This window comes from Desulfuromonas sp. (assembly GCF_002868845.1).
In the GTDB taxonomy this organism is placed as follows: domain Bacteria; phylum Desulfobacterota; class Desulfuromonadia; order Desulfuromonadales; family BM501; genus BM501.
This window is the reverse complement of the sequence record NZ_PKUB01000025.1, coordinates 16,034-40,380: the sequence shown is the minus strand read 5'-3', so window position 1 is coordinate 40,380 and position 24,347 is coordinate 16,034. Positions and strand designations below refer to the sequence as shown.

Below are 24,347 nucleotides of genomic sequence, written 5' to 3'. Positions count from 1 at the left end.
ACATTGGACACGAACCAGCTGGCCCGTCTGTCGGGCGTTGAAAAGGCCGCCATTCTCCTCCTTTCCCTCGGGGAGGAGGCGACGAGCAAGATCTTCGAGGATCTGGACGATCCCGAGGTGCGCATGATCAGCCGCTGCATGATGGGGCTCGACCACGTCCCCGAGCACATCTCCAAGCAGGTCCTCGACCTTTTCGAGAAGACCCGCGAGGAGTACGCCGGGATCTTCGTGCGGGGCGACGAATTCGTTCGGAAGGCGATCTCCAAGGGGGGCAACGACCAGCGCAAGACGATGCTCCTCGAGCAGCTCGCCGCGGGGCCGAGCTTCCGGCCCCTGGAGACCATCGCCATGATGCAGCCGCGCATGGTCGCCAGCCTGCTGGAGAACGAGCATCCCCAGACCGTCGCCCTGATCCTTTCCACTCAGACTCCGGAGCACACCAGCAAGATCATCGAGTATCTGCCCGAGGAGCTCAAGGGGGCGGTTATCCACCGCATCGCCAGGATCGAGAAGGTCTCCCCGGAGGTTCTCAATCAGATCGAGGAGTCCCTGCGCCACGAGATCGGCCTGATGGTCAACCGGGAGCAGCAGCAGGTCGGCGGGGTCGACAAGGTGGTCGATATCCTCGGGCGCCTCTCCAAGGGCAAGGACCAGGTCATCCTCGAGGAGATGGAGGATACCGATCCTTCCCTGGCCGACGAGATCCGCAAGAAGATGTTCACCTTCGAAGACCTGATCTTCATCGACGACCGGGGCCTGCAGTCGATCCTGCGGGAGATCAACAACGACACCCTGGTGATGGCGATGAAGACCGGGACCGACGAGATCAAGGCCAAGTTCTTCTCCAACATCTCCAGCCGGGCCGCCGAGATGATCCAGGACGACCTGGAGGCCATGGGCCCGGCGCGCCTGGAGGACGTGGAGACGGCCCAGCAGGAGATCGTCCAGGTGGCCCTCAAGCTCGAGACCGAGGGCAAGATCGTCATTCCGGGAAGAGGGGTCAACGATGTCCTTGTCTAGGGTCTACAAGGGAAGCAGCGTTTCGGGGCTGCGCAGCATGCATTTCGAGGAGTTCGGGACCGCGGCCGCGGGGCAGCACTCCCCCGCCCCGGCGGCCGATGCCCCCGGCGGCTTCTCCAGCCTCTGGAAGGATGAGGCGGACCCGGCCGGGCCGGTCCCCGCCGAAGCGCTTCCCGAGAACCCGCCGGAGGAGAGCCTGCCGGAGGAACCCGCCGGGAACTCTTCGGCGGCGCCCGATCTCTCCGCAGGACAGCCCGCCAAGGCGCCCGACGTTGACCATGAACAGCAGCTGGCGGCGGCATTCGCCAGCGGCAGGCAGGCCGGCATCGAGCAGGTCGAGGAGCGCATGGACGACCTTGCCCAGGCCTTCGGCACGGCGCTCGAGGAGATCAGCCGGCTGCGGGAGACCCTGCTGAAGAACAGCACCCGGGACATGGTGCGCCTGGTGATGGCGGTGGCCGAGCAGGTCATTCACTGCGAGGTGACCGCCAACCCTGAGGTCGTCCTGGGGGCGGTCAAGGGGGCCCTGCAGGCGTCCCTCGGCTGCGACGAGCTGCAGGTTCGGGTCAACGCCGAGGACTACGCCCTGCTCACCGAAAAGAAGCCCCTCTTCCTGGCCAGCATCAGCGGCCTGAAGAACATCGTCTTCGAGGCCGACCCGGCGGTCGCCCGGGGCGGCTGCCTGGTCGAATCGGAATTCGGCGAGGTTGACGCGACCATCGCCAGCCAGACGGAGGAAATCCGTCAGAACCTTCTCAAGGGAATTCTCGCAGCGTAATGGAACATCTCGTCAGCCAGGTCAAGGATCTCAACACCCTGCGGGTGCGGGGCAAGGTCACCAACATCGTCGGGCTGGTGGTGGAGGGGCACTGCCCCGAGGCCTCGGTGGGCACCATCTGCGAGCTGACCCCCCGGGACGGCAGTTCGCCGGTGGTCGCCGAGGTGGTCGGTTTCCGCGACTCCCGGGCCCTGCTCATGCCTCTCGGGGAGACCCGCGGGCTGGGACCGGGTTGCCTGGTCGAGGTCTGCAGCACCAGCCCCACCCTTCCGGTCGGCGACGCCATGCTCGGGCGGGTGGTGGACGCGATGGGGCATCCCATCGACGGCCTCGGCCCCCTGCGCTGCGACGCCGAGCGCTCCCTCTACGCCCTGCCTCCCGGCCCCATGGAGCGGGATAAAATCGAGCAGCCCCTCGACCTCGGGGTGCGGGCCATCAACAGCCTGCTGACCTGCGGAATGGGGCAGAGGATGGGGATCATGGCCGGCTCGGGGGTCGGCAAAAGCGTTCTGCTCGGGATGATGGCCCGCAACGCCCGGGCCGACGTCAACGTCATCGCTCTCATCGGCGAGCGAGGCCGCGAGGTGCGCGAGTTCATCGAGCGCGACCTGGGCCCGGAGGGGCTGGCCCGATCGGTGGTGGTCGTGGCCACCTCCGACCAGTCTCCCCTGCTGCGCATGCGGGGGGCCTTCGTGGCCACCACCATCGCCGAACATTTCTGCGCCCGGGGCCAGTCGGTGCTGCTGATGATGGACTCGGTGACCCGCTTCGCGATGGGCATGCGCGAGGTGGGGCTGGCCATCGGCGAGCCCCCCACGACCAAGGGCTACACTCCCTCTGTCTTCGCGACCCTTCCCAAGCTCCTGGAGCGGGCCGGCAGTTTTCGGGGGGCGGGGAGCATCACCGGCCTCTACACCGTGCTCGTGGAAGGGGACGACATGAACGAGCCGGTGGCCGATTCGGTCCGTTCCATTCTCGACGGGCACATCGTGCTCTCGCGGGACCTGGCGGCCCGCAACCACTTTCCCTCCATCGACGTCCTGACCTCGGCCAGCCGGGTGATGCGGGACATCGTTACGCCGGAGCACCTTCAGTTGAGCGGCCAAATCCGGGAGGTCCTTGCGACCTACCGGGAGGCAGAGGACCTGGTCAACATCGGGGCCTACGCCAAGGGGAGCAACCCCAAGATCGATTACGCCCTGACCAAGATCGATCCGATCACCGGATTTCTGCGTCAGGGGATGGACGAGTGGGTCGACCTGCCCTCGACTCAAAGTCAAATGGAGGCCCTTTTCGCCTGAGCGTCGGGGGGCCGTTGTGTAGACAAGGAAGGACGAGAGGACGATGGAACGATTCAAACTTCAGCCGGTTCTGGATTACCGTCAGAACCTTGAGCATCAGGCCCGCCAGCAGCTGGCCGAGGTCTTGGCCAGGGAGAGCGAGTTGCGCCTGGCGATCGAGCGGGAGCGGGACAACCTCGAAGGCCTTTACGCCGAACTGATCGACCGCCAGCGGCAGGGGATCGGCTCCCCGGAACAGTCTCTCTTTCAGACCAGCATCGGCCAGCGCCGGGCGACCCTGCGGGAGCTGACCCGCCGCCTCGATGAGGTGGGAGGCGAGGTGGAGGCGAGGCGGGACGCCCTGCGCGAGGCGGGCAAGGAAAAACGCCTCCTGGAGAAGCTCAAGGAGAAACGGGAGCTGGAGTGGCAGCAGCGGCTGCGCCACAAGGAGACCCTGTTCCTGGACGAGGTCGCCCTCAGCAGTCTCAACCGGTGAGCGCATGATGATCCCGCGACGCCCAATCATGCTCGGTGCCCTGCTGGTGCTGCTCTGCCTGTCCCCGCCGGGAGCCGTCGCCGTCGATCCTCCCGGGACCGGGGAGGCCGGGACGGAGCTCGGCTCGGTGGAGGAGCGGCGGCTGCTCTCCTCGCTGCGCCAGGAGCGCGTCAGGCTCCAGGCCGCATACGAGGAGAAGGAGAAAAGTCTCGCCCTGGAGCGCGAAGAGCTAAAGTCCCTGGGTGCGGAGGTCGATAAGAAGCTGGAAGAACTTCAGGGGCTGCACCAGGAACTGCGCCGGCTGTTGGCAGAGAGGGACGAGGCCCAGGCCCGGCGGATCAAGGAACTGGCCCAGATGTACGAGAAGATGGAGCCGCAGCAGGCCGCCGCCCTCCTGGAGGACCTGGAGGAAGACCTGGCCATCGGGATCCTCGCCAGGCTCAAGAGAAAGTCGGCGGGACGGCTCCTGAACGCCATGGACAAGGAGAAGGCCGGCCAGCTCAGCGCAGCCTACTCCCTGACCGAAACCGATTGAGATTCGATTTCCCGCAAGGGATGATTTCCCAAAGAAAGGAGGTGAAAAACATGCACATCGTACCGATGCAGATGGACGAAATGTTCTCTCCGGTTGCGACTGCGCGGCAGGGAGTCCCCACAGGCGGGGACATCTCGGCTTTTGCCCGGCTTCTCGGGCAGGGCGAGGCTTTTTCGGCTCAGCCCGCGCCGCAGGGGGATGCAGGCGGGTTGTCCACGGGCAAGGCCAGGGCCTTTCTCGACCGGTTGATGGCCCGCGGGGAGGTTCCCGCCGGCTTCCATCCGGGGACGGAGGGTGTCCCGGCGTCTTTTGAAGGAGAGCAGTTTTCCGTCTTCGGCAAAGATCCCGAAGCGGACGCTGCCTCCGAGCAGGAAACCATCCATGCTCTTCTCCACGAAGGAGGCGGGGAGCAGGCCCGGCCTGAAGCCCCGGAGGCTCTCCTCGGCACCCAGGCGCTCGCCGCCGTACTTCCGGAGCGGGCCATTGAACAGCCGGTCCGGCCGTCCGAACTCTCCGGCGCCGAAGGGCGATCGCCGGCCGAGGCACCCCGGGCGCCTTTGTCCGATTCGGGCAGGGGGATCCTCGATCCCGCGGGGGCGGACGCGGCGATGCAGGCCAAAGCGCCAGGCTCGCCCGCATTGCCGGCAACAGGTCCTGTCCAGGAGCGTACCGTTTCGCCGGTTTCCGTTCAGGGGCCGGAGAACACCACTCCCGGGCCGGTTCCGGGCGAAGGGCAACGGGGCTTCGGGGACGCGGCTTTGCGCAGCGCTGAACCTCTTCTTTCCCCGGTCGCAACCGCCTCCGGGGAGTCCTCGACCCCTTCTGCCCCCCAGCCCGCAGCGGCCACGTCCGCCGAGGGGATGGTTCCTCCGGTCCGGCAGAGCATGCAGCAGGATCCGGTCTCCGCCCAGGCGGCCGTCCGGCCCCTTCCGCAGCTGAATGTCGCGAACGTCTCTCAGGCCTCTGCGGCCGAGCCGGTCGCGGCGATTCCGGTCGCGCCCGCCGACAAGGGGGTTCTCCGGGGGGGCTCGCAGGAGCCCGTCGCCTCGCGCAGGAACGGAGCCGGGGGCGAAACCCGGGCCGCTTTCTCCGATGCCCGTTTCGGGGAAATCCTCGGCGGCAGGAGCGCAGCAACTCCCGCCCCTGTCCCGGAGCCCGGGACGGCGAATATGGCGGCCTTCTCCGCCGAGTCGGAAGTTTCGGCTTCGCCGACGGACCGGCCTTCGCTCACGGGGGTCGAACCCGAGATCGCAACAGGCATCAAGGACGCTTCGGCGCCCCAAAACCTGGCGATCCCGGCTTCCGGGGCCGCATCCGGGCGGGCCACCGAAGGGGTGGAAGCCGCTGCCAAGACGGCACCGGCCGTCTCCTCCGAGCCCTCCGCGGCCCAGACGGCAGAGGCCAAGGTCCTCGATCAGGTCATCGATCGACTCTCCGTCAACCCCGGCGAGCGGACCAGCCGGATCTCCATGCGCCTGCACCCCGAGGAGCTGGGCCAGCTGAAGCTCGACCTGACCATGGAGAAAGACGGACTCCGGGCCCACTTTCAGGCCCAGAGCGCCGAAGTGCAGGAGATCCTCGAGCGGCACCTGCCCAGGCTGAGGGAAGCCCTTCAGCAGCAGGGTTTGGCGCTGGAGGAGGTCCGGGTCAGCGTCGATTCCGGCGCAGACGGCGGCCGCGGCTCCTCCCAGGACCCCCGTCAGCCCTGGAGCGCTCCCCGTACGGCCGCCACGGCGGCGTCATGGCAGGGCGAGGGTGACGGCGGGGAGGATCAGCCCCGGCAAATAACGGCAGCAACCGAAGGCGGGCTCAGCCTGCGCATCTAGAAAGCAAAGGAGGTGAGATAAAACCATGACAGATATTTCTGAACTCAGTCCTATAAACTCCTTCTCCGCTCCGATGACTTCGCTGGAGGAGCAAAACCTGGGCAAGGACGATTTTCTCAATCTCCTCGTGGCCCAGCTGCAGAACCAGGACCCTCTCAATCCCTCGGACCCGACCGAGTTCACCGCCCAGCTGGCCCAGTTCAGCTCTCTCGAGCAGCAGTTCCAGATGAACGACAGCCTCGGGCAGATGGCCGTCATGAGCGCCGACATGGAGCGGCTCTCGGCCATGGGCCTGATCGGCAGGGATGTGGTCTCTTCGAGCGGCGTTCTGGACTACGGGGGAGGGGACGTGACCCTCGGCTACCAGCTCGAAGGGGGAGTGACCGACGCCCAGATGTGCCTGGTGAACGAACTCGGCGCCACGGTGGCGAGCATGAACCTTTCGGACCTCTCCGCCGGCGAGCACTATTTCACCTGGAGCGGGCGGGACGACAGCGGCCAGGTGATTCCGGCGGGCCGGTACGGCATTGAAGTCCGGGCCATGCAGGGAGACGAGCCCGCAGTGGGGGCCGCAGCCCTGGTCAAGGGCCGGGTGGCGGGGGTCGACTTCAGCCCCTCCGGCAGCCTCCTCGTCACCGACGCCGGCGAATTTCTTCTTAACGACGTCATTCACGCAACGGAAGGCTGATCATGAGCGACAACATGCCGATAATCGGCCGGCCGATCCTGCCCCCGGGGCAGACGCCTCCGGGCCCGTCCCGCGGCAAGGCCCCTTCGTCGGGACCGAGCTTCGACCAGGTCCTGAACGGCCAGATCCAGAGCCCGGCCCTGCGCTTCTCACGCCACGCCCAGGAACGCCTGGTCAGCCGCGGCATCGATCTCGGCACAGAGCAGATGGCCCGGCTCGAGAGCGCCGTGGACCAGGTCGGCGCCAAGGGCGGCCGGCAGTCCCTGGTGATGCTCGACGGCACCGCCCTGGTGGTGAGTGTCAAAAACCAGACCGTGGTCACCGCGGTCGATCAGAACAGCCTCAAGGGCAACGTCTTCACCAACATTGACAGCGCAATAATCGCCTAACCGAACCGGTCCTCGCAGAGGAGGTTCGCGGGCCGCCAACCGACAGAGGCGGCCCCCACCCAGGAGGATAAAAAATGGGAATCATGACTTCACTGTTCAGCGGCGTCAGCGGCCTGACCAACAACGGCAACGCCATGACCGTGATCGGAAACAACATCGCCAACAACAACACCATCGGCTTCAAGGGAGGGCGCGTCCTCTTCTCCGACCTCCTCTCCAGCCAGGTCTCCGGCTCGGGGGGCACCAGCCAGGTCGGCCGCGGGGTCGGGCTGTCGGTCGTTGACAACCTTTTCACCCAGGGGACCTTCGAGAACACCGCGAGCAACACCGACATGGCCATCGAGGGGGAGGGCTTTTTTATCGCCCAGGACCCGATCACCGGCAACGACCTCTACACCCGCGCCGGGGCCTTCCGTTTCGACGCCGGCGGCAACTTGATCACCCCCGAGGGATACCAGGTCCAGGGCTACGCCCTGAACGACGCCGGCGAGATCTCCGGTGAGCTGACCGACATCCAGGTCGACATGATGACCCTCAGTGCGCCCAAGATGACCGGCAACATGACCCTGACCACCAACCTCGATGCCGACGCCACCTACCACGGGGCCTTCCCGACTACTGACGCCAACGGCGGCTACGACCCGGTGGCCCTGAACAACGCCACCAACTACGCCACCTCCACCAACGTCTACGATTCGCTCGGCAACAGTCACCCGGTGACCGTGTGGTTCTCCAAGATGGATCCGGCCACCAATCCCCTCGAGTGGGAGTATCACGCCACCGTGGACGGCAGGGACATCGGGCTGACCAATCCCGACCCCAACGCCGATCCCGACGCCCCCTACCCGGTCGAGGTCACCACCGGAACCGTGACCTTCGACGCCGACGGCAATCTTCTTTCCCAGAACCCCGATCCCCCCATGATTCCCGGCGGCTCCCTGGCCTGGGACAACAACGCCGACCAGAACCAGGAGATCAACCTCAACTTCAACACCACCCAGTACTCGAGCGCCTCGGTGGTCATCTCCCAGTCCCAGGACGGTTACACCACCGGCAACGTGGCGACCCTCTCGGTCGACAACGAGGGCTACGTGCTCGGCAACTACTCCAACGGCCTGCCCAAGAGGCTCTTCCAGGTCGCCCTGGCCAAGTTCAGCAATCCCGCCGGCCTGGTCAAGGAGGGCAACAACATGTACGGCGCCAGCGTGGCCTCCGGCGACTCGGTCGTCGGCACCGTCGGTTCGGGCATCGGCAAGATCTTCACCAACGCCCTGGAGCGCTCCAACGTCGACCTGGCCCAGGAGTTCGTCAGCATGATCACCACCCAGCGCGGCTTCCAGGCCAGCTCCAAGATCATCACCACCACCGACGAGATGCTCAACGAGCTGATCAACCTGAAGCGGTAGACCTGAACGCAGTGCATAGCGTGTAAAGAATAGGCCCCAGGTGAGCGCACCTGGGGCCTATTTGTGCTTGGCGGGTAAAAAGTGAAATGGCGCGGCACCAATGGCCGCGCATGAATGCATGGACGTCCCCCTTGCCCCCGCATGTTTAACGCTCCGGGAGCGGAAGGCCAGATCGCCTGCGCTGAGCCCCCTTCCCGTATCCCTGCCCCGAATTTGCTAATCGATTTCCGCCGAAATGTCGAAAAGTCCTGTGAGCCCTATCGCCGCACCGGCATGAGAACGCCCCGGTTCCCTCCAGGGGGGTGACGCTGTCACCAAATCCCCGCCTGCAAGAATGGAGCAAAGGTAATGCATCAAAGCTCGTACCAGATTCTGACCAAATTCGAAGAGTTGCTGGAAAAACACTCCCAGGGCCGGAAGATCAGGATCCTCGATGTCGGCAGCTACGGCGTCAACGGAACGTACAAGGATATTTTCGCCGACAGTGAGCGCTACGACTATACCGGCCTCGATCTGGAGGCCGGCCCGAACGTCGATTACGTCCCCGACGACCCCTATAAATGGAGCGGGCTGGAGGACGGGGCCTACGATGCCGTGATCTCGGGGCAGGTTTTCGAGCATGTGGAGTTCCCCTGGCTCACCATCGCCGAGATGAAGAAGAAGCTCAAAACCAACGGCCTGATGTGCATCGTGGCCCCCTCGCGGGGCCCCGAGCACCGCTATCCCGCCGATTGCTGGCGATACTACCCCGACGGGTTCCGCGCCCTGGCCAAATGGGCCGAGCTCGAGGTTCTGGACGTCAAGACCTTTTGGGGCGCGACCGGTTTCGACGACGGCAGCGACCAGTGGGGCGACACCTACTGCGTCCTCCAGAAGCGCGTGTCGTCGGCGGCGAAGGAGCCCGTCGCCGCCCGTCCCGCCAACCGGAACAACCCCCTGAGTGCGGCAAAGAGGGGCTCCTATTATGCCTTCGCCCGGGGGGAAGCCGTCGAGGCCGTCACCGGCAATTCCCTGGCGGCGCGGAGGGTTCTCGAGATCGGTTGTTCGACGGGGGCGACCGGGAAAAAATTCAAGGAGGCCATGGAGGTCGATCATTACGTCGGGGTTGATATCTCGGAGGAGGCCGCGGCGATTGCAAAGACGAGCCTCGACCGGGTGATCACGGCCGACATCGAAAAGGTCGACCTGCAGAGCGAGTACGGCATCGCCCACGAAGACTACGACCTTCTGCTCGCCCTCGATGTCCTGGAGCACCTGAACGACCCCTGGGACGCGCTGGCCGGTCTTTCAAAGCACCTCAAGCCGGGCGGCCATGTCATCGCCTCGATTCCGAACGTGCAGAACGTCACCGTCCTTCAGGATCTGGCCCGGGGGACGTGGAAATACCAGGACGCGGGCATCCTCGACGCCACCCACCTGAGGTTTTTCACCTACGAGTCGAGCCTGGAGATGTTCGCCGGGGCGGGCTTTTCGGTCGTCAAGGTCGAGCAGATCATCAACCCGAAGCCCGATCTCTCGGCCCTGAAGGAGACCGGCAACAGTATCCAGCTCGAGAACATGTCCCTCAATAATCTTTCCCGGGAAGAGGTGATCAGGTTCTTCACCTACCAGTACCTCGTCATCGCCAGGAAAGACCCCGAGGCGGGGGGCGAAGAAGAGCTGGAGGAGGGTGCCGCCGCCGAGGCCGGGGAGGGTCGCGACTCGGCCGCGAAAGCGGAACCCTTCATCGGGGAGGACTTTACCAAAGGGCTCGTCTCGATCGTCATTCCGACCTTCAACCAGTACCGGTTCACGGAACAGTGCATCGAAAGCATCCGCAAGCATACGCCGGAGCCTGTCGAGATCGTCTTCGTCGACAACGGCTCCAAGGACGGCACCCCCAAGCGGCTGCGGCAGCTGGTGAAGGCGAACGAGAACTATCATCTTGTCGCCAACAAGAAAAACCTCGGCTTCGCCAAGGCCTGCAACCAGGGGATCTCCGCCGCCTCCGGCGAGCACATCCTCCTGCTCAACAACGACGTTCTCGTGACCGAGGGGTGGCTGTCGGGCCTGCTCGGGCACCTCGAAAGCGACCCCGACGCGGGGATCGTCGGCCCCATGACCAACAGCATCAGCGGCCCCCAGAAAGTCGTCGACGACGGCTACGACCCCGCGAATCTCGACGCCTACGCGAGGGACTTCAGGGAGGCGAACCGGCACCGCCGCGTGCCCGCCCGCCGGATCGTCGGCTTCTGCATGCTCTTCCGCCGCGAACTGGTGCAAAAGATCGGCCTGCTCGACGAAACCTTCGGCTCGGGCAATTACGAGGACGACGACTATTGCCTGCGGGCCTCCCTCGAAGGGTACCGGAACCTTATCGCCGGGGATGTCTTTATCCACCACTTCGGCAGCCAGAGCTTCATCGGCAACAACATCGACCACGGCGCCATGATGGCCCGGAACAAAAAGATCTACCGTGACAAGTGGGGCGGAGCCGACTGGCCGGAGGCGCTCAAAAAACGGCTCGTCACGGTCAACGCGGTGCTGAAGGCCGGCGAATACAGCCAGATGGGTCTCCTGGAGAAGGCCGTCGAGGCCTTTATCGAAGGGGCCAAGCACTCCCCGGAAGACCGGGCGGTCTATCGCGCCTTTGCGGAAATGCTGATCGAGAACAAGAGGTTCAAAGACGCCCTGGACGTTCTGAAAACCGTCCCCGGCGGCCTGGACGGGGACGCGAGGGGGCTCGTGCTGGCAGGCTGCTGCAGGGACGGCCTCGAACTTTTTTCCGAGGCCGAAGAGTGCGCCGACAAGGCCCTCGAGGCCGAGCCCGGCTCGGCACGGGCCCTCAACCTCAAGGGCATGGCGATCCTCCGCAGGGAGGGTGCGCCCGCCGAAGAGCTCTTTCTCCGGGCGATCGAAGCCGATCCGGGCGACGGGGAGGCGTACGCGAACCTCGGGGTGCTCAAATGGTCGACGGGGCAGCGGGAAGAGGCCCTGGGCCTTTTCGAGACGGCCTTCGTCCTCTGCCCGGGCTGCGCTGACATCGCGGGGAACTACCAGGCCGCCGCGATCGAGCTCTCCGACCTGGAGCGGGCGACCGGCCGGGTCGCCGACGCGGTCGCCCTGCACCCCCTGAACAAGCGCCTCAAATACCTCCTGATCGAATTCCTGGGACGGCGGGGGGCCCATGCCGAGGCCCTGTCCCATGCCGAGGAGGCCCTGATCGCCTTCGGCATGGACGACGACGGTCTCGGCGCCGCCCTCGAGTTGAGGGAAAAGGTCGGCGCCAAAGAGATCGGCGGCGCCGCCAAGGGCACCGTCTCGCTGTGCATGATCGTCCTGAACGAGGAGAGCCACATCGCCCGATGCCTGAGCAGCGCCGGGCCGGTGGCGGACGAAATCATCGTCGTTGACACCGGCTCCGAGGACAGGACCAGGGAGATCGCCAGGGCCTTCGGGGCGAAGGTCTACGATCACCCGTGGAACGACGATTTCTCCGAGGCCAGAAACGTCGCCCTTTCCAAGGCCTCCGGCGACTGGGTCCTGATTCTCGACGCGGACGAGGTCCTCGGGCGCTCCGACCTTGCGCGGCTGAAGGTCCTGGCCGGGAGCGAAGGGCGGGCCGCCTACGCCCTGACGACCAGGAACTACATCGGCAATATGCAGACTCTCGGCTGGCGGGCCAACGACGGCGCGTATCCCGAGGAGGCCGGCACCGGCTGGGTGCCGAGCACCAAGGTCCGCCTCTTCCCCAACGACAAGCGGGTGCGGTTCGAGAACCCGGTCCACGAACTCGTCGAAGCCTCGCTGGCCCGGGCCGGCATCCCGGTCAAGGACGCCAAGGTTCCCGTCCACCACTACGGCAAGCTGGTCAAAAAGCAGACCCTGTCCAAGGGGGAGGACTATTTCCTGCTGGGCAAAAAGAAGCTCGACGAGCAGGGGGGCGGCGAGAACGCGATCTTCGAACTCGCCGTGCAGGCCGAGGAGCTGAAAAAGTACGAAGACGCCGCAACCCTCTGGGGCCGGCTCGTCGCCCTGAAGCCGGATTCTTCGAGAGCCTTTTACGGCCTCGGCAATGCGTCCTTTTCCCTCGGCAGGTACGACGACGCCCTTGCCGCGGTCAAAAAGGCCAGGAAGCTCTCTGCCCCTTCGAGGGAAGTCTCCCAGCTCTACGTCCTGTGTGAACTCTTTGCGGGGAAGGTCGAAAAGGCCCTGCCCGTCGCCGAGGACCTGGTCGGCAAAGACCCGGATTACCCGGTCGCGGTGTGCCAGTTGATCGCGGCCCTGTGCTGTGCGGGGCGGGCCCGGGAAACGGCGGAATATTTTGAAAAACTGGGCCGAACGCGCTTCAACACCGCGGGCTATGCCTATGAACTGGCAAGCCGCCTCTTTGACCTCGGCAACCTCGCCTTCGCCGCGGCCATCCTCGAGGCCGTGGTGGACAACGGGATTTTGGACGAGAAGATCCCCGTCCTGCTTTCCAGGTGCTACAAAAGCATGGTCAAAAGCGGCGGCCGGGGAGGGCGGTGAGCCCGGAGAGGGCAAAGGGTCAATGTCCCTCTCGGGCGGGGTCCGTCGGGAAATTGACCCGAAAGGGCCGAAAGGCTTCGGAGCCTTCCCGGTCCCCGGGGGCGGGAAGACGGGCTGCGCGGACCCTTGGGGCGGTCGCGGGCGGCCGGGTTCTTTTCGCGTGCGCCTCTTAAGGGGGGCGGTTGACCCTTCCGGGGGGGCAGGGGGATGGCATCCGGGGCCGAAGGGATAAGCGGCAAAAAGAGTCTGCGCCGCATCCCGGCAGGAAAACGCCGACCGGACAAGTCAAATTCCCGACCCGAAGGGGGCCGGCCGGCAATGGCCCGGCCCCCTTCGTCCTCTTTTCTTGCGACGAAAAAATCAATAATACCGGTTCATTGCAACCTTTATCGGCCGCAGGCCAAGTCTGGCATGCGGATTGCTGATTAGGTGTGCGAGGCAGAAAACCCGAAGCCAACTTTTCTCAGATGTGCTTGCAGATGGATCTTTCGACGATTTTGGGGATCATCGCCGCTTTCGGCCTGATGATTGTCGCCATGATGACCGGCGGAGGGGTGCTCCTCTTCGTCGAACCGGCCTCCCTGGTCATCGTGGGCGGAGGGACGATAGGCGCCACCCTCGTTCACTATCCCTTCAAGGAGTTCGCCCGGGCCCTTGCGGTGGGCAAGAAGGCCTTCTTCCATCGCGACGAGCCGGCCAAGGAGACCATCGAGCAGCTCATCCGCTTCGCCACCAAGGCCCGCAAGGAGGGGATCCTGGCCCTGCAGTCGGTGATGGGGGAGGTGGAGGACACCTTCTTCCTCAAGGGGATGCAGATGGCCGTCGACGGCCAGGAGCCCGACGAGCTCAAGGTCATGCTCGACCGCGAGATCGACTATATCCAGGAGCGCCACGAGACCGGCGCCGACATCTTCATCGCCATGGGGACCTACGCGCCGGCCATGGGGATGGTCGGCACCCTCATCGGCCTGGTGCAGATGCTCCAGACGATGGACGACCCCTCCACCATCGGCCCGGCCATGGCGGTCGCCCTGCTCACAACCTTTTACGGGGCGGTGGCCGCCAACGTGGTCTGCATGCCGATGTCGGGCAAGCTCAAGAACCGTTCCCAGGAGGAGGTGCTGCGCAAGACCCTCATCGCCGAGGGGATGCGCTGCGTACTCGCCGTGGAGAACCCGCGGATCATGGAGCAGAAGCTCCATGCCTACATTCCGCCCAAGCACCGCGAGAGCAGCTTCGGGAAGAAGGACTAGGCCGTGGCCAGGAAGCCAAAAAAAGCGTCCGCCGGCGCGCCCCTGTGGATGACGACCTTCAGCGACCTGGTGACGCTCCTGCTGTGCTTCTTCGTCCTCATGCTCTCCATGGCCCGCCTCGACAAGATGAAGTTCGAGGACGCGGCCGGCTCCCTGAAGGGCGCCTTCGGCGTGCTCAAGGGGGGCGACAAGACGGACCTGCCCCGGCCCAAGGTGGTCGATTTCGTCCCCATCCAGGACGATTTCGTGACCCGGGTCTACAAGCGGGTCGCCACGGAGTTCAACCGGCTCAAAATCGACCGGCGCATCGACCTGGTCAAGGACCGCGGCGCGGTGATCCTGCGGGTCAACGAGGCGATCCTCTTCGGTTCCGGCCAGACCCGGGTCAAGCAGGAGGCCTATCCCGTGCTGCGGGACATTGCCGGGCTGATCCGCAACCTTCCCCTGCACCTGCGCATCGAGGGCCACACCGACAGTATCCGGCCGACCAGCAAGGAGATGTCCAACTGGGACATCTCGGTGGCCCGGGCCATTTCGGTCCTCAAGGCCTTTGAGAGCGAGAAGCTCCTTCCCCTCGACCGGATGTCCGCGGTCGGCTACGGCTCCCAGCGGCCCCTGGCCGCGGGCGAGAGCCCGCAGGAGAAGGCTCTGAACCGCAGGGTGGAGTTCGTTTTGGAGAGCATCGGCGGCCATCGGGAGGACCTGCCCTTCCTGATCGACGCCAAGGACCAGCTTCCCTTTTAACCAGCAAGACACCACGGAGAATCGTCGCCATGTCGGAGAACAAGGAAGAGAGCAAGGGCGCCAAGTGCAGCAAGAAGTTTCTTTTGATCATCGTGGTTGCCCTGGTCCTGGCGGTCGGGGCCGGAGTCGGCGGCTTCCTGCTCGGCTCCTCGGGCGGGGACGAGAAGGCGGCGGGCGAGGCGGCCGGCTCCGCAGAGGCTTCGCAGGATCAGGGGACCATCGGGCCCCTGGTGGGGCTGGACGACTTTATTGTCAACCTGCTCGACGAACAGGAGACCCGCTACCTCAAGTCGGCCATCACCCTGGAGCTTTCCGGTCCCCTGGTCGGGGAGGAGGTGCAGAACAGGATGCCCCAGATCAGGGACGCCATTCTGCTTCTCATCGGCAGCAAGACCTTTGGCGAACTCTACGACCTGCAGGGCAAACTGCAGCTGCGCGCCGAGCTGGTCAGCCGCATCAACGACCTGTTGAAGGCCGGCAAGGTCAAGAAGCTCTATTTCACCGAATTCGTCATCCAATAGGAACGACCTTGGAACGCATACTGAGCCAAGAAGAGATCGCCGAACTGCTGGCCGCCGTGCAGCAGGGCGATATCGAGACCGAACCCGAGCCCTCGGCGCAGGATGGCGAGCGGAAGGTCAAGCCCTTTGACCTGACCAAGACCGCCGGCTCGGGACGGGTTCCGATCCCCAACGTCGATATCCTGTTCGACGTCTTCGGCCGCAACTACGGGGTGACCCTTACCAACCGCCTGCAGCGTTCGGCGGGGATCAAGCTCGGCGGGCTCGAGTCCACCGAGTTCGAGTCCTTCACCAAGTCCCTGGCCGAGGGGGCCGCCATCGGCATCCTGCGCCTCGATCCCTTCAAGAGCGGCGGTTTGATCATTCTCGACAGCAGCCTCTCCTTCTCCCTGATCGAAATGATTCTCGGCGGTCGGCCCGAGGGCCGCGGGGGAATTCCGGGGCGCCCCATGACCACCATCGAGATGCACCTCATCCAGGGGCTGCTCGGAGGCGCTTGCGGCGACCTGCAAAAGGCCTTCCGCCCCCTCGAAAACCTCAGTGCCTCCCTGGTCAAGGTGGAGAACAACCCGCGCCTGAGCAACGTGGTCTCTCCCGACACCCCGGTGATGGTGGCCCGCTACGAAGTCGCGATCGACAAAATGGTCGGAGAGATGAGCCTCGTCCTGCCCTACGTGGTGATCGAGCCTCTGCGCGACAAGATGCGCGACGGCCTCCTCTCTCTGCCCTCCCGCGAGGGAGAGAGCTGGACGAACCGGATCGGCAGCGAGCTTTTCGAGGTCGAGGCCCAGGTCTCGGTGCAGCTCGACGAGATCGTGCTCAAGGTGAGGGATATCCTCAATTTCCAGGAAGGCGACATCATCGCCCTGGACCGCGGCCCCGACGACCCGGTGCAGGTGCAGGTGGAGGGAAAACCGAAATTCCAGGCCATGGCCGGAATCTACAAGGGCAAAAAGGCCGTGCGCATCGGCCGCAAGCTTGCCCAGGGAGCAAACGATGGAAACCACTGAACTGACCCCGAAGCAGGTCCCCGATGAGGCCCCCAAGGAGCAGAAGGAGGCACAGAACATCGAGTTTCTGCTCGACATTCCCCTGCAGGTCTCGGTCGAGGCCGGCCGCACCAGGATCCTGGTCAAGGACCTGCTGCAGATGCAGGAGGGCCATGTCATCGAGCTCGACAAGCTGGCGGGCGAACCCCTCGACCTGTACGTCAATTCCCGGCTCATCGCCCGGGGCGAGGCGGTGCTGATCAACGAGAAGTTCGGCATCCGCCTGACCGACGTGGTCAGCCCCTCGGAACGCATCGAGAACCTGGGATAGGCCGCGCCATGGGACGGATCTTCCTGCTGGCCGCTCTGGCTTTTCCCCTCCCCGCCCAGGCCGCCGCCGAGGGCGGCGACCTGTTCTCCTCGAGCCTGAAGCTGATCGCCGCCCTCGGGGTGGTGCTCGGCATCATTCTCATCCTGTACTGGGTCGGGCGCCGCGGGGTCGGCTTTCTGCCCTCGGCCAAGGGGGGCATTATCAAGGTGGTGGAGATGCGCCCCCTGGGGGCCAAGAGGTCCCTGTGCCTGGTCGAGGTGCGCGGCGAGGAATTCCTGCTGGGGCTCGGCGGCGACCGGGTCGAGCTCCTCTCGCCCCTCGGGGAGCGCTCCTCGAAGTCTTTCGACGAAGCCCTGCAGGCCCGGATGGAGGAAGGCCGATGAGGGCCCTGATCCTTCTGGCCGCGGGCCTGCTCCTGCTGCCCGGCCTGGCGGGGGCCGCGGGGCTGCCGACCATCACCCTCGGCATCGGCGAGGCCAACGGGCCCGAAGAGGTCTCCACGGCCGTTCAGATCCTCTTCGTCCTCACCGTCCTCTCGGTCGCCCCGGCGATCCTCCTGATGACCACCGCCTTCACCCGCATCGTCATCGTCCTCTCCTTCGTCCGCCAGGCCATGGGGACCCAGCAGATGCCCCCCAACCAGATCATCGTCGGGCTGGCCCTGTTCCTGACCTTCTTCATCATGGCCCCGGTCTGGAGCCAGGTCAACGAGACCGCCCTGCAGCCCTTCCTGGAGAAGGAAATCGGCCAGGAGGTGGCCCTGGAGAATGCCCTGGGGCCGATCCGCGAGTTCATGTTCGCCCAGACCAAGGAGCAGGACCTGGGGCTGCTGATGAACGTGGCGGGCCTGGAGCAGCCCGAGGACCGGGACGACGTGCCGACCATGACCCTCATCCCCTCCTTTATGCTCTCCGAGCTGAAGCGGGCTTTCCAGATGGGGTTCCTCGTCTACATCCCCTTTCTGGTGATCGACATGGTGGTGGCCTCTGTGCTCATGGCCATGGGCATGATGATGCTCCCGCCGCCGATCATCTCCCTTCCCTTCAAGCTGCTCCTCTTCGTCCTGGTGGACGGCTGGGACCTGGTGGTCGGGTCCCTGGTGCAGAGTTTTTACTAGGCAGAAGCCAGGAGCCGGAAGCCAGAAGCAAGGTGAAAACACCTGAATTCGCGGCTTCTGGATTCCGGCTTCCGGATTGAGAGGTTTCCCCCCATGACCCCGGAATTCGTTGTCGATATCGGCCGCAAGGCAGTGGAGATGGTTCTGCTCCTGGCGGCCCCGATGCTTCTGTCCGCCGTCGTGATCGGCCTGATGGTCAGCATCTTCCAGGCCGCCACCCAGATCAACGAGCAGACCATGACCTTCATCCCCAAGATCGTGGCGGTGCTGGTCTCGCTGATCCTCTTCGCCCCCTGGATGATCCAGAAGATGCTGGCATTCACCCACGGCATCCTCGAAAACATGGTTTCCCTGGGCGGCTGAGGCGCATCGTGGAGCCCTTCGTCATCCCCCTCGCCAAGTTCCAGCTCTTTCTGGTGTGCGCCGCCCGGGTGGGGGCCCTGATGGCGACCCTGCCCGTCTTCGGCAGCTGCACCGCCCCGGTCCGGGTGCGCATCGGGCTGGCGGTCTTCATGGCTCTGTTGGTCTTCCCCGTGGTGGAGGGCTACCTGCCCCCTGCGGATTTCGGCCCGGGGACCCTGGCCGTGCTCGTGGTCAGCGAGACCCTCCTGGGGGTCATGGTCGGCTTCACCGCCCGGCTCGTCTTCACCGCGGTGGAGCTCGGGGGGACGATCATCGGCTACCAGATGGGCTTCGCCGCGGCCAACGTCTACGATCCCCAGAACCAGCGCCAGGTCTCCCTGGTCTCCCAGTTCCAGAACATCCTGGCGATCCTGATTTTTCTCGCCCTGGACGTCCACCACCTCTTCCTTCGAGCGATCGTGCGGTCCTACGACTTTCTGAGCCCGGGCCAGCTCGACCTGGGCGGCGGCGCGGTCCCCTTCCTGATGGGCCTGGCCGGCCAGATGTTCTCTCTCGGGGTCCAGTTCAGCGCCCCCATCCTGGCGGTGCTCCTGTTGTCGGGGCTGGTGCTGGGAATCCTGGCCCGGGTCTTTCCCCAGCTCAACGTCTTCCTCCTCTCCTTTCCCCTGAACATCGGCATCTCCCTGCTGGTCATCGGATTGACACTCCCCCTGGTGGTCTCCCTGCTCGGGCGCGAGTTCGCCGCCCTGCAGGATCGCGTCCTCTTTCTCTTTCAGGCCCTTTAGGGAGACCCCATGTCCGAGGAAACAGGGCAGGAACGCACAGAACAAGCGACAGCGAAACGCCGCCAGGACTTTCGCAAGAAGGGCCAGGTCGCCCAGAGCCGCGAGGTCAATACCGCGGTGCTGATGTCCTGCAGCCTGCTGCTGTGGTTCTTCTACGCCCCGATGTTCTGGCGCAACCTGCAGGGGCTGATCGTTGTTCTGATGGAGCGGATCGGGACCTTCGAGGTCACCCCCCTGTCGGTGATCGACCTGTTCATGTTCATCGCCGGCAAGGTCGGCCTGCTCCTCGTCCCGCTGCTGATGATGGTGATGCTGGTCGGATTTTTGTCCAGCGTCTCCCAGGTCGTGTTCCTCTTCACCACCAAGCCGCTCGAGCCCGAACTGGGCAAGCTCAACCCGATCAAGGGGGCGGCGCGGCTCTTTTCCAAACGCTCCCTGGTGGAGCTGGTCAAGTCCCTGGCCAAGGTCCTGCTCATCGGGGTGGTGGCCTATCGGACGGTGAGCGCCGAATTCGAGCAGGGGCTCTACCTGATCGACATGGAGCCCTCCGAGACCGTGAACTACCTGGGCCGGGTGTCGCTGCTGGTCCTCGCCAAGAGCAGCGGCATCCTGATTCTTCTTGCGTTTTTCGATTTTTTGTTCGTTCGCTATGAGTTGGAACAGAAAATGAAGATGACCAAGCAGGAGCAGAAAGAGGAGTTCAAGGAAACCGAGGGGGATCCCATGCTCAAGTCGCGCATCCGCTCCCTTCAGACCGAGATGGCCCGCAAGCGGATGATGGCCGAGGTGCCTACGGCCGACGTGGTGGTCACCAATCCGACCCACCTCTCGGTGGCCCTCTCCTACCGGAGGGGCGAGATGGACGCTCCGCAGGTGGTGGCCAAGGGGGCCGACGCGGTGGCCATGCGCATCCGGGAGATCGCCGGGGAGAACGGCGTTCCCCTGGTGGAGAACAAGCCGGTGGCGCGGGCCCTGTACAAGATGGAGCTCGGCCAGGCCGTGCCGGACGAACTTTTCCAGGCGGTAGCCGAAATTTTGGCACACGTCTACAGCCTCAAAGGGATTAAGGGATGATCGCCGCACTGAGTCGAAACCGCCTCTCCGAAATGCTTCTGCGCAGCGACGTGCTGGTCGCGGCGGCCTTCATGACCATTCTGCTGCTGATGATCGTGCCGCTGCCGTCGGTGCTGCTCGATCTCTTCCTGGCGCTCAACATCACCGCCGCCCTGCTGATCCTCATCATCTCCCTCTACTCCACCCGGGCCCTGGACTTCGCGGTCTTCCCCTCGGTCCTGCTGGCCACGACCCTCTTCCGGCTCTCTCTCAACGTGGCCTCGACCCGCCTGATTCTGCTCCACGGCAACGAAGGGCCCGGCGCCGCCGGCAACGTCATCAAGTCCTTCGGCCAGTTCGTGGTGGGGGGGAACTTCGTGGTCGGGATCGTCATCTTCGTGATCCTGGTGGTGATCAATTTCATGGTCATCACCAAGGGCGCGGGGCGCATCGCCGAGGTGGCGGCCCGTTTCACACTCGACGCCATGCCCGGCAAGCAGATGGCCATCGACGCCGACCTCAACGCCGGTCTCATCAACGACGAGGAGGCCCGCACCCGGCGCAAGGACGTCGCCCAGGAGGCCGATTTCTACGGGGCCATGGACGGCGCCAGCAAGTTCGTCCGCGGAGACGCCATCGCCGGGATCATTATCACCCTGATCAACATCGGCGCCGGCTTCGTCATCGGGGTCCTGCAGATGGGGATGCCGATGGCGAGCGCGGCCCAGAACTACACGATCCTCACCGTCGGCGACGGGCTGGTGGGCCAGGTGCCCGCCCTGATCATTTCCACCGCCGCCGGCATCCTGGTCACGCGCACCGGCGGCGAAGGAGACCTCGGCACGGAGATCAAGGCGCAGTTCTTCTTCAACCCCAGGGCCCTGTGGATGGTGGCGGGTATTCTGTTCTTCTTCGCCCTGATCCCCGGCCTGCCCCACTTCTCCTTCCTCTTCCTCAGCGCCGGTCTCGGCGCGGTGGCCTATCGCGCCGAGAAGGCCCGCCGCCGGCGGGAAGTCAGCCTCCGCGAGGCGGAGGAGCGCCCGGCTCCGGCCGAGCCGGAGAACTACGAGGAGATGATGAGCGTCGACCTGCTCGAGCTGGAGGTCGGCTACGGGCTGATTCCCTTCGTCGACGCCTCCCAGGAGGGCGAGCTGCTCAACCGGATCCGCTCGATCCGCAAGCAGTTCGCCCTGGAGATGGGCTTCATCGTTCCCCCCATCCACATCAAGGACAACCTTCAGCTCAAGCCCAACGAGTACGCCATCCTTCTCAAGGGGGTGCGCATCGCCAGCGCCGAGACTCTTCCCGGTCATTGCCTGGCCATGAACCCGGGCACCGCCACCGAGACCCTCAAGGGAACGGCGACGGTCGAGCCGGCCTTCGGCCTGCCGGCGACCTGGATTTCCGAAGACAAAAAAGAGCTGGCCCAGATCGCCGGATACACCGTTGTCGACTGCACTACGGTCATGGCCACCCATGTCAGCGAAACCATAAAAAGACACGGTCACGAGCTCATGGGACGCCAAGAGGCACAGAACTTGCTCGATAACCTCGGCAAGGAGTATCCGAAGCTGGTCGAGGAGCTGGTTCCCGGCCTGCTGAGCCTCGGGGGAGTGATGAAAGTGTTGCAGAATCTGCTCAGAGAACACGTCTCCATCAGGGACATGCGGACCATCCTGGAGGCCCTCGCCGACAGCGCGCCGGCCAGCCAGGATCCCGACTTCCTCACCGAGCACGTGCGCCAGGGCCTGAGCCGCTCGATCTGCTCCAGCTTCGCCCAGGAAAACACCCTCTCCCTGCTGACACTGGACCCCGCCCTGGAAGAGGCTTTTCAGGATGCCATCGTCCAGTCGGGCCAGGGGAGCTACCTGGCGCTCGATCCGGGGACGGCCCAGGCCGTCGTCGGGGAGCTGAGCAAGAGCGTGGAGAAGTTCGGCGGCGGCAGCCTGCCGGTGCTCCTCTGCCCGCCAACGATCCGACCCCATGTCAAAAGGTTGACCGAACGGTTCCTGCCCAACCTGGCGGTCCTCTCCCACAACGAGATCGCGCCCCACCTCAAGATACGGTCTCTCGGAATGGTGAGCCTCAATGCAAGTTAAGGTTTTCGAAGCCGACGATATGAAAAGCGCTCTGCGCCAGGTCAAGGAGACCCTGGGAGCCGAGGCGCTGATCCTCTCCACACGCAGCGTGCGCCGCGGGGGGATGGGGAGGCTGGGCAAGCCCCGCCTGGAGGTGACCGCCGCCGTGGAGGCCCCGCCCGCCGAGGCGCAGCACCTGGTCCGTTCCGCCGGGGCTTCGGCCCCCCCTCCGCGCCGCGCCCCGATCGAGGAGGACATCTCCTACGCCGACATCTGGAAGAATCGCCGGGTCATCGATCCTCTCGAGGAGGAAGTGGAGGGGCTCAAGGGCCACCTCTCCTCCCTGAACATCGAGGAGTTGCGCGGCGAGATCCGCGATCTGAAAAAGATGTTCGAAACGGCCTCCGTCCCGGGCGCCGGAGCGCGAACCGACGTTCCCCGCAGCGCCCTGGAGGGCGCCGCCTCCAGGAAGGGGTGGGTCGCCACCCTGGCCGACATCCTGTCCGCGTACGGCCTGGAGGGAGAGGTGGAGGAGGCCATGGTCCGCATCGCCATGGGCAAGCTGACCACCCGCCAGAAAGAAAATCCCCAGGTCCTCAAGGCCTTCGCCCGGCAGGCCATCGCCCACCTGGTCAAGGTCAGCGGGCCCCTCGCTTTCGAGGGCCGCGGGCCCCGCACCGTCGCCCTGGTCGGTCCCACCGGGGTCGGCAAGACGACTACCGTCGCCAAGCTCGCCGCAGACCACCTGCTGCGCCAGGGGCGCAGGGTGGCCCTGGTGACCATCGACATCTACCGCATTGCCGCCGCCGAGCAGCTCAAGGTCTACGGCGAGATCATGGACCTGCCGGTCGATGTGGCCATCTCCCCGGAGCAGTTCCGCCAGCAGCTCGCCAAGCACCGGGACAAGGAACTGATCCTCGTCGATACGGCGGGGCGCAGTCCCAAGGACGGCCTCGGCCTGGAGGAGATGGCGGCCTTTCTCGGAGAGGAGAGCGGCGTCGAGAACCACCTGGTGCTCGCGGCCAACACCCGGGAGCGGGAGATCTCCAGCGCGGTGCAAAGCTTCGGCCGCCTGCCCATCAGCAGCCTCCTCTTCACCAAACTCGACGAATGCGAAACCCTGGGCGCACTGCTCAATGTCCAGCAGAAATTCCCTTATCCTCTTTCCTACGTCACCAACGGCCAGCGGGTTCCCGAAGACTTGCTGCTGGCCGAGCCGAAGGGGATTGCCAATTTGATCATGGGAACGCACTGAGGAAGCCATCAATGGAAACTGCGATGTTGCGACAGGAAAAATTCGATCAGGCCGACACCTTGAGGTCCCTCACCGGGCAGCGCTCAGGCTCGACCTCGGGACAATCCCTGCGCCGGGGGGCGGCCCGGGTGATTTCCGTCACCAGCGGCAAGGGCGGGGTCGGCAAGACCGCGGTCACCACCAACGTGGCCGTGGCCCTGGCCAGGCAGGGGCAGCGGGTGCTGATCATCGATGCCGACCTGGGTCTGGCCAACATCGACGTGATGTTCGGCCTCACCCCCCAGTACACCCTGAATCACTATTTTTCGGGGGAAAAGGGGCTGAGCGAGATCCTCGTCGAGGGGCCGGAGGGGATTCACATCCTTCCCGCCGGCTCCGGGGTGCAGGCCGTCACCCGCCTCGACCGCGAGCAGAAGATGTGTTTCATCAACGAGATGGAGGCCCTGGACAGCGACTTCGACGTGGTCCTCATCGATACCGAGGCGGGCATCTCCGAGAACGTGACCTATTTCAACACCGCCGCCCAGGAGATCCTCGTGGTCACCGCCCCGGAGCCGACCGCCATCACCGACGCCTACGCCCTCATGAAGCTGCTCTCCACCCGCTACCAGGAAAAGCGCTTCAAGCTGGTGGTCAACTCGGTGAGGAGCGGCGAGGAGGGGTTGGAGGTCTACCGCAAGCTGACCATGGTCTCGAGCCGCTACCTGGACATCTCCATCGACTACCTGGGCGGCATCCCCTTCGACAGGCGGATGCGCGAGTCGATTACCCGGCAGAAGGCCATTGTCGAGCTTTTCCCCAACATCAAGGCCAGCTGCGCCTTCGAGGCCCTTGCCAAGAACCTGGCTGCCCCCCAGCACAGTTCCCAGCCCAAGGGAGGCGTGGAGTTTTTCTGGAGGAGGCTTCTTTCAATGGGACAGGAGGGATAGCC

The 24,347-nt window shown here is 64.9% G+C and carries 23 protein-coding genes; all 23 read left to right on the top strand.

What is annotated here, in order from left to right:
• Positions 1-3 precede the first annotated feature (3 nt).
• A complete protein-coding gene (fliG, locus tag C0617_RS07805; RefSeq protein ID WP_291316460.1) occupies positions 4-1,020 on the top strand; it encodes a flagellar motor switch protein FliG in 1,017 nt (338 codons plus the stop codon).
• A complete protein-coding gene (locus C0617_RS07800; protein WP_291316459.1) occupies positions 1,007-1,798 on the top strand; it encodes a FliH/SctL family protein in 792 nt (263 codons plus the stop codon). The genes fliG and C0617_RS07800 overlap by 14 nt, the downstream gene beginning before the upstream one ends.
• Positions 1,798-3,099: a FliI/YscN family ATPase gene (locus tag C0617_RS07795; RefSeq protein ID WP_291316458.1), complete on the top strand. Its 1,302-nt coding sequence runs from the start codon at positions 1,798-1,800 to the stop codon at positions 3,097-3,099. The genes C0617_RS07800 and C0617_RS07795 overlap by 1 nt, the downstream gene beginning before the upstream one ends.
• 43 nt (positions 3,100-3,142) lie before the next feature.
• Positions 3,143-3,574, top strand: a complete 432-nt coding sequence (gene fliJ / locus C0617_RS07790) for a flagellar export protein FliJ (protein WP_291316457.1) — start codon at positions 3,143-3,145, stop codon at positions 3,572-3,574.
• Between the two features lie 4 nt (positions 3,575-3,578).
• Positions 3,579-4,109 carry a hypothetical protein gene (locus tag C0617_RS07785; protein ID WP_291316456.1) on the top strand — a complete coding sequence of 177 codons (531 nt, stop codon included), beginning with the start codon at positions 3,579-3,581 and terminating at the stop codon, positions 4,107-4,109.
• A gap of 50 nt (positions 4,110-4,159) precedes the next feature.
• Positions 4,160-5,935 carry a flagellar hook-length control protein FliK gene (locus C0617_RS07780; protein WP_291316455.1) on the top strand — a complete coding sequence of 592 codons (1,776 nt, stop codon included), beginning with the start codon at positions 4,160-4,162 and terminating at the stop codon, positions 5,933-5,935.
• A gap of 25 nt (positions 5,936-5,960) precedes the next feature.
• Complete coding sequence (locus C0617_RS07775) at positions 5,961-6,623, top strand: flagellar hook assembly protein FlgD (protein ID WP_291316454.1); 663 nt, start codon at positions 5,961-5,963, stop codon at positions 6,621-6,623.
• A 2-nt stretch (positions 6,624-6,625) separates the two neighbouring features.
• Positions 6,626-7,012, top strand: a complete 387-nt coding sequence (locus tag C0617_RS07770; protein ID WP_291316453.1) for a TIGR02530 family flagellar biosynthesis protein — start codon at positions 6,626-6,628, stop codon at positions 7,010-7,012.
• Between the two features lie 74 nt (positions 7,013-7,086).
• On the top strand, positions 7,087-8,418 hold the full coding sequence (locus C0617_RS07765) for a flagellar hook protein FlgE (protein ID WP_291316452.1): 1,332 nt from the start codon (positions 7,087-7,089) through the stop codon (positions 8,416-8,418).
• A 348-nt stretch (positions 8,419-8,766) separates the two neighbouring features.
• Entirely contained in the window at positions 8,767-12,927 is a 4,161-nt protein-coding gene (locus C0617_RS07760; RefSeq protein WP_291316451.1) for a glycosyltransferase, read from the top strand.
• A gap of 479 nt (positions 12,928-13,406) precedes the next feature.
• Positions 13,407-14,180: a MotA/TolQ/ExbB proton channel family protein gene (locus tag C0617_RS07755; RefSeq protein ID WP_291316450.1), complete on the top strand. Its 774-nt coding sequence runs from the start codon at positions 13,407-13,409 to the stop codon at positions 14,178-14,180.
• Positions 14,181-14,183: 3 nt separating this feature from the next.
• Positions 14,184-14,924, top strand: coding sequence for a flagellar motor protein MotB (locus tag C0617_RS07750; RefSeq protein ID WP_291316449.1), 741 nt, complete (start codon positions 14,184-14,186; stop codon positions 14,922-14,924).
• Between the two features lie 29 nt (positions 14,925-14,953).
• Positions 14,954-15,445: a flagellar basal body-associated FliL family protein gene (locus C0617_RS07745; RefSeq protein ID WP_291316448.1), complete on the top strand. Its 492-nt coding sequence runs from the start codon at positions 14,954-14,956 to the stop codon at positions 15,443-15,445.
• A gap of 8 nt (positions 15,446-15,453) precedes the next feature.
• Positions 15,454-16,455 (top strand): flagellar motor switch protein FliM, encoded by a 1,002-nt coding sequence (gene fliM / locus C0617_RS07740; RefSeq protein ID WP_291316447.1) that lies wholly within the window; start codon positions 15,454-15,456, stop codon positions 16,453-16,455.
• A complete protein-coding gene (gene fliN / locus C0617_RS07735) occupies positions 16,442-16,765 on the top strand; it encodes a flagellar motor switch protein FliN (protein WP_291316446.1) in 324 nt (107 codons plus the stop codon). The genes fliM and fliN overlap by 14 nt, the downstream gene beginning before the upstream one ends.
• Positions 16,766-16,773: 8 nt before the next feature.
• On the top strand, positions 16,774-17,148 hold the full coding sequence (locus C0617_RS07730) for a flagellar biosynthetic protein FliO (protein ID WP_291316445.1): 375 nt from the start codon (positions 16,774-16,776) through the stop codon (positions 17,146-17,148).
• Positions 17,145-17,882: a flagellar type III secretion system pore protein FliP gene (fliP, locus tag C0617_RS07725; RefSeq protein WP_291316444.1), complete on the top strand. Its 738-nt coding sequence runs from the start codon at positions 17,145-17,147 to the stop codon at positions 17,880-17,882. The genes C0617_RS07730 and fliP overlap by 4 nt, the downstream gene beginning before the upstream one ends.
• Before the next feature lie 93 nt (positions 17,883-17,975).
• A complete protein-coding gene (gene fliQ / locus C0617_RS07720; RefSeq protein WP_291316443.1) occupies positions 17,976-18,245 on the top strand; it encodes a flagellar biosynthesis protein FliQ in 270 nt (89 codons plus the stop codon).
• Between the two features lie 8 nt (positions 18,246-18,253).
• Positions 18,254-19,030: a flagellar biosynthetic protein FliR gene (gene fliR, locus C0617_RS07715; protein WP_291316442.1), complete on the top strand. Its 777-nt coding sequence runs from the start codon at positions 18,254-18,256 to the stop codon at positions 19,028-19,030.
• A gap of 9 nt (positions 19,031-19,039) precedes the next feature.
• Complete coding sequence (flhB, locus tag C0617_RS07710) at positions 19,040-20,104, top strand: flagellar biosynthesis protein FlhB (protein WP_291316441.1); 1,065 nt, start codon at positions 19,040-19,042, stop codon at positions 20,102-20,104.
• Complete coding sequence (gene flhA / locus C0617_RS07705) at positions 20,101-22,182, top strand: flagellar biosynthesis protein FlhA (RefSeq protein ID WP_291316440.1); 2,082 nt, start codon at positions 20,101-20,103, stop codon at positions 22,180-22,182. The genes flhB and flhA overlap by 4 nt, the downstream gene beginning before the upstream one ends.
• 19 nt (positions 22,183-22,201) lie before the next feature.
• A complete protein-coding gene (gene flhF / locus C0617_RS07700; RefSeq protein ID WP_291316439.1) occupies positions 22,202-23,416 on the top strand; it encodes a flagellar biosynthesis protein FlhF in 1,215 nt (404 codons plus the stop codon).
• 11 nt (positions 23,417-23,427) lie between these two features.
• Entirely contained in the window at positions 23,428-24,345 is a 918-nt protein-coding gene (locus C0617_RS07695; protein WP_291316438.1) for a MinD/ParA family protein, read from the top strand.
• Positions 24,346-24,347: the final 2 nt, after the last annotated feature.